Source organism: Alloyangia pacifica, assembly GCF_900116195.1.
Lineage (GTDB): Bacteria > Pseudomonadota > Alphaproteobacteria > Rhodobacterales > Rhodobacteraceae > Salipiger > Salipiger pacificus.
The window spans coordinates 240,599-252,146 of record NZ_FOZW01000010.1 but is presented as its reverse complement, the minus strand read 5'-3'; the positions used below and the strand labels follow the sequence as shown (position 1 = coordinate 252,146).

At 65.3% G+C, this 11,548-nt stretch carries 10 protein-coding genes, 1 tRNA gene and 1 pseudogene; 5 read left to right on the top strand and 7 right to left on the bottom strand.

Going from position 1 to position 11,548, the window contains the following annotated elements; genetic code table 11:
- A pseudogene (locus BM397_RS20590) lies at positions 1-323 on the top strand (IS3 family transposase); the annotation flags it as partial.
- Entirely contained in the window at positions 310-621 is a 312-nt protein-coding gene (locus BM397_RS20585; protein ID WP_092427512.1) for a head-tail connector protein, read from the top strand. The pseudogene BM397_RS20590 and the gene BM397_RS20585, both read left to right, overlap by 14 nt.
- Positions 622-1,131: 510 nt before the next feature.
- On the opposite strand, the gene BM397_RS20580 is transcribed toward BM397_RS20585, so the two are convergent.
- From BM397_RS20580 to BM397_RS20560, 5 genes are all read right to left on the bottom strand, one after another.
- Positions 1,132-1,208 (bottom strand) — tRNA-Pro (locus BM397_RS20580).
- 20 nt (positions 1,209-1,228) lie between these two features.
- On the bottom strand, positions 1,229-2,218 hold the full coding sequence (locus BM397_RS20575; protein ID WP_092427514.1) for a DMT family transporter: 990 nt from the start codon (positions 2,216-2,218) through the stop codon (positions 1,229-1,231).
- 147 nt (positions 2,219-2,365) lie between these two features.
- Positions 2,366-3,469 (bottom strand): 3-isopropylmalate dehydrogenase, encoded by a 1,104-nt coding sequence (gene leuB / locus BM397_RS20570; protein WP_092427516.1) that lies wholly within the window; start codon positions 3,467-3,469, stop codon positions 2,366-2,368.
- Between the two features lie 83 nt (positions 3,470-3,552).
- Positions 3,553-4,434 carry an endonuclease/exonuclease/phosphatase family protein gene (locus tag BM397_RS20565; RefSeq protein ID WP_218124902.1) on the bottom strand — a complete coding sequence of 294 codons (882 nt, stop codon included), beginning with the start codon at positions 4,432-4,434 and terminating at the stop codon, positions 3,553-3,555.
- Positions 4,435-4,517: 83 nt separating this feature from the next.
- Entirely contained in the window at positions 4,518-5,351 is an 834-nt protein-coding gene (locus tag BM397_RS20560) for a hypothetical protein (protein ID WP_245696143.1), read from the bottom strand.
- A gap of 523 nt (positions 5,352-5,874) precedes the next feature.
- Between BM397_RS20560 and BM397_RS20555 the strand changes: the two genes are divergently transcribed.
- The gene (locus BM397_RS20555) at positions 5,875-6,528 is read left to right on the top strand and encodes a CoA transferase subunit A (RefSeq protein WP_092427518.1); all 654 of its coding nucleotides are present in this window, start codon (positions 5,875-5,877) and stop codon (positions 6,526-6,528) included.
- Positions 6,525-7,208, top strand: coding sequence for a 3-oxoacid CoA-transferase subunit B (locus tag BM397_RS20550; protein ID WP_281241965.1), 684 nt, complete (start codon positions 6,525-6,527; stop codon positions 7,206-7,208). The genes BM397_RS20555 and BM397_RS20550 overlap by 4 nt, the downstream gene beginning before the upstream one ends.
- Positions 7,209-7,482: 274 nt before the next feature.
- Here BM397_RS20550 and leuD read toward each other — a convergent pair whose 3' ends face one another.
- Positions 7,483-8,088 carry a 3-isopropylmalate dehydratase small subunit gene (gene leuD, locus BM397_RS20545; protein WP_092427520.1) on the bottom strand — a complete coding sequence of 202 codons (606 nt, stop codon included), beginning with the start codon at positions 8,086-8,088 and terminating at the stop codon, positions 7,483-7,485.
- 128 nt (positions 8,089-8,216) lie between these two features.
- Positions 8,217-9,638: a 3-isopropylmalate dehydratase large subunit gene (gene leuC, locus BM397_RS20540; protein ID WP_092427522.1), complete on the bottom strand. Its 1,422-nt coding sequence runs from the start codon at positions 9,636-9,638 to the stop codon at positions 8,217-8,219.
- A gap of 503 nt (positions 9,639-10,141) precedes the next feature.
- On the opposite strand from leuC, the gene BM397_RS20535 reads away from it, so the two are divergent.
- A complete protein-coding gene (locus BM397_RS20535) occupies positions 10,142-11,521 on the top strand; it encodes a mechanosensitive ion channel family protein (RefSeq protein ID WP_092427524.1) in 1,380 nt (459 codons plus the stop codon).
- Positions 11,522-11,548: the final 27 nt, after the last annotated feature.

Sequence of the window (11,548 nt, the reverse complement as noted above, 5' to 3'; positions counted from 1 at the left end):
CGGACCTGTGGCGCTCACCCGCTCACTCCTGAAAGCCCACGACCTCGAGCATTCCATGAGCCGATGCGGCAGTTGCCACGACAACGCGCTCGACCATTGTCCTGGGACCAATGGCGGACAAGGTCTCGCCCGAGAGCTTCTTCAACCTCCTCAAGCGCGAGAGGATCAGGCGCCGGACCTACCGGACCCGCCAAGACGCGCGGCGGGACGTGTTTGACTACATCGAGATGTTCTACAATCCAAAGCGCAAGCACGCGCGCAACGGAATGCTGTCGCCCGTCGACTTCGAGCAGCAGCAGAAACTGAGACATGAGGGCGTCTAAGAAACTCGGGGCCACTCAGAGTGCCGTTTCTGTTGAAGAGCTGAAGACGCAGCTGAACCTTGATCACGACCCGGACGTCGCGCTTCTAGCGTTCAAGATCGACGCCGCCGAAGCCTATGTAACAGGCTTCACCGGCGCACCCATTCCGAATCCCTGTCCCGCCGCCTCCAAGCAAGCAGTGCTGACGCTCGCTTCGTATTGGTATGAAGTATGCGAAGCGGCGCGTGGACCACTTCAATGGAGCCGGTTCACGCTTGATGAACTGTCGGTGGTTCAGAGCGACTTGAACTATGCGTAGATGGAGATGGAGCTGTATCAGGTCGCGGTTGACCTGGAACAGGCGCAAAGACGGCGTCGCGGAGCCGAGGTGACCTTGGATTGGGTCGTTGCCTGTATCGAGGGTTTCGGCAACTTTGGCCGTGCATCTGACTGCATTCCGTAGTCGGTAGGAATGGGGTTAGAAATGGGTCACGATGGACCTGTGGCGGCCTTGGAAGCAGTTAGAGGCTTTCATCGCCGTGGTAGGACCGCAACTAGTCGCCCTACGAGCAACGCACGCAGTTTCGCCGGACTCTTTGTCCCGAAGCGTTGCCGAAAGCCGGAGTTGCAGATCCTTCACCGCCTGACACCTCGAAGTCCTAGGAGGGGTGCGAATCGGAATGGGGATGCCTTGGGTCGCCGCGCTAACAGGGGCTCCTATTCTGCCTCTATCGGCGAGCTGGCGCATTGAGATGCAATCCGAAGGTTCACTGAACCTGCGCTCCCTGTCCCAAACGAAAAAGACGTCCCGAAGGACGCCTTGTTTCATTGGTCGGAGTGAGAGGATTCGAACCTCCGGCCCCTGCCTCCCGAAGACAGTGCTCTACCAGGCTGAGCTACACTCCGACCGTGCCGCGCGGAGTACCCTAGGCTCCGGTCTTTGGCAAGGGCCTATTCATCCCTTTTTCACGCCTTTTCATCGCGCGCAGCAAAGGCCCGATGCGCAGCGAGGTACCGAACTCGATGCGGGTTCGGGTGCGCAGCACCGGGGTGTTCTCGGAGGATTTCGCCCGGCCCTCGCGCAGCACGATGTAAACGCCGCTGCCGATGATCAGCGCCGCCCCCAGCATGGTGATCGAATCGGGATACTCGTCGAAGAAGATCGCCCCGTAGAGCACCGCCCAGAGCAGTTGCGAGTACTGCATCGGGGCGACGATCACCGCCTCGCCGGCGCGATAGGCCGAGATCAGCAGCGCGCCGCCGGCCAGCGCGAGGATCGCCATCAGCCCGACGCCGCCCAAGTGCTCGATCGGCATCGGACGATAGACGAAGGGCAGGGCGCAGGCCATGAGCACGAAGTTGGCCATCATCGGGTAGAGCAGCAGCACCACCGAGCGCTCCTCGTGGCCGATCTTGCGCACCACGATGGACGACAGGCTGCCGAAGACCGCCGCCACCAGCGCCGCGGCATGGCCCAGCGTCAGCTCGGTGGCGCCCGGGCGCAGCACGACGATGACCCCCACAAGACCGACCAGAACCGCCATCCAGCGCCGCAGCCGTACCTGCTCGCCGAGGATGGGAATCGCCAGCACGGTGATCAGCAGCGGCTGCGCGAAGATGATCGCGTAGGTCTGCGCCAGCGGCAGCACCGAAAAGGCGTAGAAGGCGCAGAGTCCGGTGATCACCGCAGAGATGGTGCGTGTCGCGGTCCACCATGGGTGGATCGGCCGCAGGTTGCCGGCGGTGGTGTCGCGGATCAGCATGAGGCTGACCAGCGGGAAGCTCAGCAGGACCGAGAAGAAGACGATCTGCACCGGGCTGTAATCGGCCCCCAGGAACTTCACGATCACGTCGTGAGTCGAGTAGATGCCAAAGGTAATCAGCGCGATTAGCGCGCCTTTTGCGTTTGATCCCATGGTGCTGGTCCGTCTGTTCCGCCTCGGGAACAAGGGTTAGCGCCAAATGGTGGGAATTCAACGAACGACCGCGCGGAAAATGAAAACAGGGCGGCCCAAGGCCGCCCCGCTCAATCATTCACCGCTGGCTTTCGCCTATGGTGCGGCTCAGAGGCTCTCGTCGAGCGCCTCGAGGATCGCGGTGCCCATTTCCGAGGTCGAGACCGGCTGCTTGCCTTCCTCGCCCAGCAGGTCCGCGGTGCGGTAGCCCTTGGCGAGAACATTCTCGATCGCCTGTTCGAGGCGGGTCGCCTCGTCGCCCTTGTCGAAGCTGTAGCGCAGCGCCATGGCGAAGCTGAGGATGCAGGCGATGGGGTTGGCCTTGCCCTGGCCGGCGATGTCGGGCGCGGAGCCGTGCACCGGCTCGTAGAGCGCCTTGGGACGGCCGTTGGCCATCGGCGCGCCGAGCGAGGCGGAGGGCAGCATGCCGAGCGAGCCGGTGAGCATCGCGGCGGCATCCGACAGCAGATCGCCAAAGAGGTTGTCGGTGACGATCACGTCGAACTGCTTGGGCCAGCGGCAGAGCTGCATGGCACCGGCGTCGGCGTACATGTGGCTCAGCTCGACCTCGGGGTACTCCTTGCCCACCTCGGTGACGACTTCGCGCCACAGGATGCCCGACTCCATCACGTTGGCCTTTTCCATCGAGCAGAGCTTCTTGCCCCGGCGCATCGCCAGTTCAAACGCGCTGCGGGCCACCCGGTCGATCTCGGACTCGGTGTAGCGCTGGGTGTTGATGCCGACGCGCTCGTTGCCTTCCTCGATGATGCCGCGCGGCTCACCGAAGTAGATGCCCGAGGTCAGCTCGCGCACGATGACGATGTCGAGGCCGGCCACCACGTCCTTCTTCAGCGACGAGAAGTCGGCCAGCGCGTCGAAGCACTGCGCCGGGCGCAGGTTGGCGTAGAGGTCCATCTCCTTGCGCAGGCGCAGCAGGCCGCGCTCGGGCTTCACCGAGAAGTCCAGCACGTCGTATTTCGGGCCGCCCACGGCACCGAGCAGAACGGCGTCCACCTCCTGCGCCTTGGCCATGGTCTCGTCGGTCAGCGGCGTGCCATGCGCGTCATAGGCGCTGCCGCCCACGAGGTCTTCGCTGACATCGAACTTGAGGCCGCGCTTGTCGCCGAACCAGTCGATGACGCGGCGGACCTCTGCCATCACCTCGGGGCCGATGCCGTCGCCGGGCAGGATGAGAAGCGAAGGGTTGCTCATGGGAAAGTTTCTCCTCGGAATGTTGCGCAATCGCCTAGCCGAGAGGGGCGGAATGGTCAAGAAATCAGGGGCGTTTGGCAATTTCAGGGAAACGTCAGCGTGACTGAAACCAGACGGTGGGCCTGGCCCTCGTGCGCGGTGCGGGCCGCGGCGTCTTGGACCTTCAGCCCGGCAGAGGGCAGGATGTAGCTGACCCGCATGGGCCCGGTGCTGGCCCAATGCGCGGTGGGCAGGCCGGGCAGCGGGTCCTGAAAACGCGGATCGGCGAGCAGCTCCTGCATCTGCCCGTGCAGGCCCTCGCCCTGCTTCGGGTCGAGATTGGCGTTTCCGATCAACAGGTAAGGTGAGGCGGGCGGCGGGCCGAGCGCACCGTCCAGAAGCCGTGACCAGAGCGCGATCTCGTCGGCGTTGCGGCGGCCGTTGCGGTCCTCTGGGCCGTCGAAGACAGGCGGCGTTGCGGCAAAGCAGAGCAGCAAGAGCAGTCCCGCTCCGGTCTCGACCCGCACGATCCAATGCCCCGTCGAGGACAGCCGTTGCACATCCGCCGCAGGGTCGTTCGGCGTCATCCGGCTGTCCGGCAGGTCGCGCCACAGCAGCGCTGAGAGGTCGCGGGACAGAGTCAGCGGGTAGCGGGACAGCAGCGCCATGCCGTGTTGGCCGGTGAATTCGCCGTAGCCCTGCGCATCGCGCGGCCCGCCGAGTCGCCCGTCGCCGTCGAGGTCGGCCCCGCTGGCCAGTCCCGAGTTGGGCCGCAGCGCAAAGAGATGCGGGTAGGCCGCACCGCGCGACGCCAGACGATCCGCCAGTTCCGCAAGCGCGACCCTGTCATGATCGAAGTCCAGGTCGGTGAGCAGCAGCAGGTCGGCGTCGACCGCGGCAAGTTCGTCCAGAATTGCCGGAAGCGGCTCGCGCTCCTCGGCGAGATCGCGCAGCAGAAGACCGGGCCCTTTTCGGCTGAGGTCCACGTGCCAGGTCGCGAGGGTGATGTCTTCGGCTGGGGTTGGAAAGGCGCTGAGCAGAACCAGAACCGCGGCTGCCGCGAGGCGGGTCAGATGGTCTGCACCTCGGCTTCCGCCCGCGCGTAGGCGCGGCGGCGCTTTTCCTCGATCAGCGCGGCGATGCGCATCAGGGCCACGCCGCGCATCACCAGGCTCGCGGGAAGAAAGGCCCATACGCTCATCGTCCAGATCAGGGTCTGCGGCTCGGCCAGCGACACGAGGTCGATGGTGTGCGACGCCAGCTTCATCACCGCCGGGATCAGGAATGGCAGGAGAAACCCTAAGGCAACGTTAATATTGCCGTCGCGGTTGAGACGCAGCAGCACGTCCTTGCCGACCGTGGGATCGAAAAGCGGCAGGTTGATCCAGAAGTTGAACGCACCATGCCGGATCGGCCAGTTCAGCAGCCGCACCACCAGCACGAAAGCCAGCATGCTGAGCAGGGCCGCACCGTAGGCGATCCCCGCATGGCTTCGGATGCGGGCAACATCCTGCGCGCTCATGTCGTCGGTGGCGAGCAGCACCATGAGCCGCACCGGCGAGAACGGAAAGTCGAGCCAATGCCCGACCGTTGCGCCGATCCGCTCGAGGACACCCGACAGCGGCGTCGGGGCGACCTCGCCCCGGCAGATCAGCGTCAGGCACAGCACCGTCGCGAACAGCGCGACAAAGCGCAGGCGGTTGAACGGTGGAGCGTCGCGGAACTCGATGATCGAAGGGTAGTCGCCCACGTATTCGACGAAGGTCAGCAGCGCCGCGACCAACGCCAGCAGCGCCGTGATCTGCGCCATGTCGGAGCCGCCGGGCAGCACCACGGCAGGCATCGCGATGAGCAGAGCCACCGCAACGGCACGAAGACCGGCTTTGAGAAAGCGCGTGATCACCACTTCTGCCCTTTTTGGTCGTGCCGGGCCGAGGGCTTGCTGCCCCCTTGCCACCCGCCGGACGCTGTTTTGCGCCCTTGTTGTTCACTGACCCCGTCGCGCTGACGGATTGCCTCATTATTGCCCAAATTTTGCCTACCTTTTGACTGCACGGCAAGCGTGACCGAAGGGGATCGGCCAAATCTGGCGGTTTCATGGAGCAAAAGGTGCGAAATTGCATCAGCCTCCGGTTCGGCGAGGGGAAGATTGTTGCGCAAAGGCCCGGCTTTCGGGCCATCCAAGGGGCGGTCACCTTCTCTTCAATGCGTTGCGAGACAACGAGACCCACCAGCGCACAGCCATATTCTCAGGTTGCGGCGGGCCAGAAGCGCAACTTCCGGCGGTTGCGCGCAAATGCGGCAGGCACCGCCTCCTGTCCCTGAGCATCCTACACCGGATTTCCAAGACATTTGACCTGACGCAACGTCGAACGCAGAGTTTCCGTGGTCTGAAGGCACTGAGGCGACACCCGGAGGGAGCGGTGATGTACCAGGCACTGACAGTGGATGAAGCGGTGGAACTGATCCCCGACGGGGCGAGCGTGATGCTCTCGGGCTTCATGGGAGTGGGCACGCCGGACCGTATGGTCCGGGCGCTAGCCGACGCGGGCAAGAAAGACCTGACGGTCATCGTGAACGACGCGGCGCGCCCGGACCGCGGTGTCGGCCCGCTGGTCGCGGCGCGCTGCCTGCGCAAGTTCATCGGCAGCCATATCGGGCTCAATCCCGATGTGCAGGAGCAGATGCGGGAGGGCACGCTCGAGGTCGAGCTGGTGCCGCAGGGTACGCTAGTGGAACGCATCCGGGCGGCGGGTGTGGGGCTTGGCGGCGTGCTGACGCCGACCGGGCTCGGCACCAAGGTGGCCGAGGGCAAGCAGGTGATCGAGGTCGAGGGAAAGCCCTACCTGCTGGAGCCGCCGCTCGGCGCCGATTTCGCGCTGATCGCGGCGCGCAGCTGCGATTACGTGGGCAACCTGACCTACATGCTGACCGCGACGAACTTCAATCCGATCATGGCGCTTGCCGGGCGGGTGGTGATTGCCGAGCCCGAGGAGATCGTGCCGGTGGGGATGATCCCGCCCGACGCGGTGAAGACCCCGGGCGCGCTGGTCAATCACGTGATCCGGAGGGTGGCATGACGGAGACCGAGAAAATGGACCCCAAGGAACTCATTGCCCGCCGCTGCGCCGCCGAGGTGAAGCCGCATACGCTGGTCAACCTCGGCATCGGCATCCCGACTCTGGTCTCGGACCACCTCGATGAGGGCATGGGCGTGTTCTTCCAGGCCGAGAACGGCGTGGTCGGCATGGGCCGGCGCCCGCCCGAGGGCATGTCGGACCGCCATCTCACCGATGCCGGCGGCAGCTTCGTCTCGGCGGTGCCGGGGGCCTCGACCATCGACAGCGCCTTTTCCTTCGGGTTGATCCGCGGCGGGCACCTCGACCTGACGGTGCTGGGCGGTCTGCAGGTGGACCAGCGCGGCTACCTCGCCAACTGGATGATTCCCGGCGTCTACGTGCCCGGCATGGGTGGCGCGATGGATCTGGTCACCGGAGCAAAACGGGTGATCGTGGCGATGATCCACAGCGCCAAGGGCGGCCAGCCGAAAATCGTGCCGGAATGCTCGTTGCCGCTGACCGCCGAACGACGGGTCGATCTCATCGTCACCGAGATGGCGGTGATCCGCCCCGAGGACGACGGGCTGCATCTGATCGAGACCGCGCCGGGGGTGACCGTGGCGGAGGTGCGGGCCGCCACCGCGGCAGACCTCATCGTGCGGGGCGACGTGCCGGAGATGGATCTCTCACGCTCGTGTTGAGGGCAGAAGGGGGCGCTGCCCCCGCGCGACACAGTCGCGCAGGTCAAAAGGGAGGGGGGCGCTGCCCCCGCCGTACTGCGCGCGTCTCCCCCGGGATATTGTTATCTAGACGAAGGCAGGGACGCCTCCTTCGCCTAGACCCAGATATTCCCGCCGGAGGCAGGCCGGGCGCCGGGTCGGCGCGTCGCATCAGAAGGCATCAGAAGAGGGCGTGCAGATGGAAAAAGGGCTGTCCCCGCGGGGACAGCCCTTCGATCTTCGCGGAACTGGCGGCTCAGACCCAGGGGCGGGACTGGGCGGCGGCGCTTTCGAAGGTGTCGATGGCGCCGGCCTTCTCCATGGTCAGGCCGATATCGTCGAGGCCCTCGATCAGGCAATGCTTGCGGAAGGGGTCGATCTCGAAGCCGAACTCTTCCCCGTCCGAGGTGGTGACCACCTGGTTTTCCAGATCCACCGTCATGCGGGCGTTGGCGCCTTTTTCGGCGTCCTTCATCAGCACGTCGACCGCCTCTTGCGGCATGACGATCGGCAGCATGCCGTTCTTGAAGCAGTTGTTGTAGAAGATGTCAGCGAAGGAGGTGGAGATCACCACCTTGATGCCGAAGTCGGCGAGCGCCCAGGGGGCGTGTTCGCGCGACGAGCCGCAGCCGAAGTTGTCCCCGGCGACAATCACCGAAGCCTCGCGGTAGGCGGGCTGGTTCAGCACGAACTCGGGGTTTTCCGAGCCATCGTCGAGGTAGCGCATCTCGTCGAAGGCATGCACGCCGAGGCCGGAGCGCTTGATCGTCTTCAGGAACTGCTTGGGGATGATCATGTCGGTGTCGATGTTCACCAGCGGCATGGGCGCCGCGATCCCGGTCAGCTTCTCGAATTTTTCCATCTGTCCCTCCTTGGGGATGGGGCGGACCCCGGGGGCACAACCGCTGCACATCGGGTGCATCGGCACAGCTGCCCGGCCGGAGCCGCCGGAATTGGGGAAGGGGTCCCGCGCGGGGACCCCGGGATCGCTTACGCCTCGGCCGGCGCGGCCATGAGGTCGCGCACGTCGGTGAGGTGGCCGGTGACCGCCGCCGCTGCCGCCATAGCCGGGGACATGAGGTGGGTGCGCCCGCCCTTGCCCTGACGGCCCTCGAAGTTGCGGTTCGAGGTGGCCGCGCAGCGCTCGCCCGGGGCGAGCTGGTCGGGGTTCATCGCCAGGCACATGGAGCAGCCGGCAAGCCGCCACTCGAAGCCCGCGTCGATGAAGATCTGCGCAAGGCCTTCTTCTTCGGCCTGGGCGCGGACGAGGCCGGAGCCGGGCACGACCATCGCGCGCATGCCGTCCTTGATCTTCTTGCCCTTGAGGATCTCGGCCGCGGCGCGAAGGTCCTCGATCCGGCCGTTGGTACAGGAGCCGATGAACACCGTGTCGATCTTGATGTCGGTCAGCTTCTGGCCGGCCTCGAGACCCATGTAGGTGAGCGCGCGCTTGGCTGCCTCGACCTTGCCGCCGGTGAAGCTCTCGGGCGCGGGTACCACATCGGTGATCGCCAGCACGTCCTCGGGCGAGGTGCCCCAGGTGACGACCGGGGCGATGTCCTCGCCCTTGATGGTGACGACCTTGTCCCAATGCGCGTCGTCATCGGAATAGAGCGTCTTCCACCAAGCGAGCGCGGCCTCGAACTGTGCGCCCTTCGGCGCATGCGGGCGGCCCTTCACATATTCGAAGGTGGTCTCGTCAGGCGCGATCAGGCCGGCGCGGGCGCCGCCTTCGATGGCCATGTTGCAGACGGTCATCCGGCCTTCCATCGACAGCGAGCGGATCGCTTCGCCGCAATACTCGATGACATAGCCGGTGCCGCCGCCGGTGCCGGTGTGACCGATGACCGAGAGCGTGATGTCCTTGGCGGTGACGCCCGGGCGCAGCTGGCCGGTGATCTCGACCTTCATGTTCTTCGACTTGGACTGGATCAGCGTCTGGGTGGCGAGCACGTGCTCGACCTCGGAGGTGCCGATGCCATGCGCCAGCGCGCCGAAGGCGCCGTGGGTGGCGGTGTGCGAATCGCCGCAGACCACGGTCATGCCCGGAAGCGTCCAGCCCTGTTCGGGGCCGACGATGTGCACGATGCCCTGGCGGACGTCGCTGACCGGGTAGTAGTTCACGCCGAAGTCGCGGGCGTTCTTGTCGAGCGCCTCGACCTGGATGCGGCTCTCTTCGTTCTCGATGCCGTTTTCACGGTCGAGGGTCGTCGGCACGTTGTGGTCGGGCACGGCGATGGTGCGCTGCGGCGCGCGGACCTTGCGGCCGGTCATGCGCAGACCTTCGAAAGCCTGCGGCGAGGTCACCTCGTGCACGAGGTGGCGGTCGATGTAGAGAAGGCAGGTGCCGTCTTCGTCCTGCTGGACGACGTGGGCATCCCAGATCTTGTCGTAGAGCGTCTTGCCGGACATGGGGGTCCTCTCGGGATATATGTCTTGGGAATTTGGCTTGGGCTTGGCGCAGGTCGAAGGCCCCCGCGCCGGGGCGGGCTAAAGACAGCCTTATAGGCGCGCCAGAACCGTGAAGTTCGCGCCGTGGAACCGTTCGCGCAGACGCACGCGGTCGCCGAGGTCAAGAAGCCGAGTCATGCGGCGGGGATACTCCTTTGGCGCGCCCCGATCAACCCATCGCGCGCTCCGCTGCAACGATCGGAACTTTCCGCGTGGCTGCGCGTAGTTTTGTTACCGCATTGGAGGAGACGTCATGTCCTTGATGAACGCCATGCACCTGATCCTGATCGCCACGCTGCTCTGGGGGCTGGTGATGAGCCTGCCGCAGGCCGAGGCGCAGGAGGTCAGCCTGAACCTGCCGAAGCGCTGATCCGAGCGCTGGGCACACAAGGCTTTGACACACAAAGCCTTGAGCGAAAAACACAGGGGTGCCACGCTGTCGCGGCGAGGAGACCCGCGAACGCATGAACCCAGAAACCGATCTGCCGGCCACCGACCCGACGCCCTTCGAGGCGCTGCAACAGACCGGGCTGACCCTTCTGGGCCAGGTCGACACCTTCCTTGCCATCGTGCTGCGGCCCTGGATGTTCTACCAGCTGGGGATCGCCTTGGGCCTTTTCGCCGTGGCGCATCTGCTGCGGGCCTGGCTGGGACCCAAGCTGCACGACTGGATGCGCACCCGCGAGGGCTGGCCGAAGTGGCGCATGCGCATCTTCATTGTGCTGCACCGGCGGCTGCGGATGATCATCTTCGTCACGCTGATCTGGCACGTGATCGGTTTCATGCACCAGATCACCTGGCCATCGCGCACCTACCTTTTGGAAATCATTGCGCAGCTGTCGAGCGCCTGGCTGGTGATCGCGCTGATCACCCGGCTGATCGGCAACCCGGCGCTGCGCTCGCTGGTGCGCTACGGCGCCTGGGGCTACGTCACCATCTGGATCCTCGGGCTGACCGACGAGGCGCAGGCGTTGATGGAAAGCGCGGCCGTCAGCTTCGGCGAGTCCAAGCTCTCGCTGTGGCTGATCCTGCAGGCGGTGGTCATCCTCATCGCCCTGGTGGCGCTGGCGCGCTTCCTGACCACGGCGGGGGCGGCGAGCATCCGGCGCAACGAGGGTATCAGCCCCTCGATGCAGGTTCTGGCGGTGAAGTTCCTGCAGGTGGCGCTCTACGGTGCGGCCTTTTTCATGGCGCTGAAGCTGGCGGGGGTGGACCTCACGGGACTGGCCGTGCTCTCGGGGGCCATTGGCGTGGGCCTCGGCTTCGGTTTGCAGAAAGTGGTGTCAAACCTGGTGTCGGGGATCATCATCCTGCTCGACAAGTCGATCAAGCCGGGCGACGTGATCTCCATCGGTGAGACCTTCGGCTGGATCAACGCGCTGGGCGCGCGCTACGTGTCGATCACCACCCGCGACGGCAAGGAATACCTCATTCCCAACGAGGACATGATCACCGGGCAGGTGGTCAACTGGTCGCATTCCAACGAGCTGGTGCGCGTCGACATCCATTTCGGCACCGCCTACGGCGACGATCCGCATCTGGTGCGCAAGGTGGCCATAGATGCCGCGCAGAGCGTGAAGCGGGTGCTGAGCAGCAAGCCCCCGGTGTGCCACATCACCGGCTTCGGCGACAGCTCGGTGGACTACATCCTGCGGTTCTGGATCATCGACCCGTCGCAGGGGCTGACCAACATCCGGGGCAATGTGTTCCTCGCGCTTTGGGACGCCTTCAAGGAGAACGGCATCTCGATCCCCTTCCCGCAGCGCGAGGTGCGGATGCTGGGCGGCGGCGCGGATGGTCCGGAGCCGCAGCCGGGCAAAGAGGTGACGGAACGTCCCGGCTGACTCTCCTGCCGCGCTGCGGCATGGTCC

Bases quoted from the DNA above. Each gene is read 5' to 3' on its own strand.
- BM397_RS20585 (WP_092427512.1), top strand. From the start codon at position 310: ATGAGGGCGTCTAAGAAACTCGGGGCCACTCAGAGTGCCGTTTCTGTT.
- BM397_RS20575 (WP_092427514.1), bottom strand. From the start codon at position 2,218: ATGGGATCAAACGCAAAAGGCGCGCTAATCGCGCTGATTACCTTTGGC.
- leuB (WP_092427516.1), bottom strand. From the start codon at position 3,469: ATGAGCAACCCTTCGCTTCTCATCCTGCCCGGCGACGGCATCGGCCCC.
- BM397_RS20555 (WP_092427518.1), top strand. From the start codon at position 5,875: ATGTACCAGGCACTGACAGTGGATGAAGCGGTGGAACTGATCCCCGAC.
- BM397_RS20550 (WP_281241965.1), top strand. From the start codon at position 6,525: ATGACGGAGACCGAGAAAATGGACCCCAAGGAACTCATTGCCCGCCGC.
- leuD (WP_092427520.1), bottom strand. From the start codon at position 8,088: ATGGAAAAATTCGAGAAGCTGACCGGGATCGCGGCGCCCATGCCGCTG.
- leuC (WP_092427522.1), bottom strand. From the start codon at position 9,638: ATGTCCGGCAAGACGCTCTACGACAAGATCTGGGATGCCCACGTCGTC.
- BM397_RS20535 (WP_092427524.1), top strand. From the start codon at position 10,142: ATGAACCCAGAAACCGATCTGCCGGCCACCGACCCGACGCCCTTCGAG.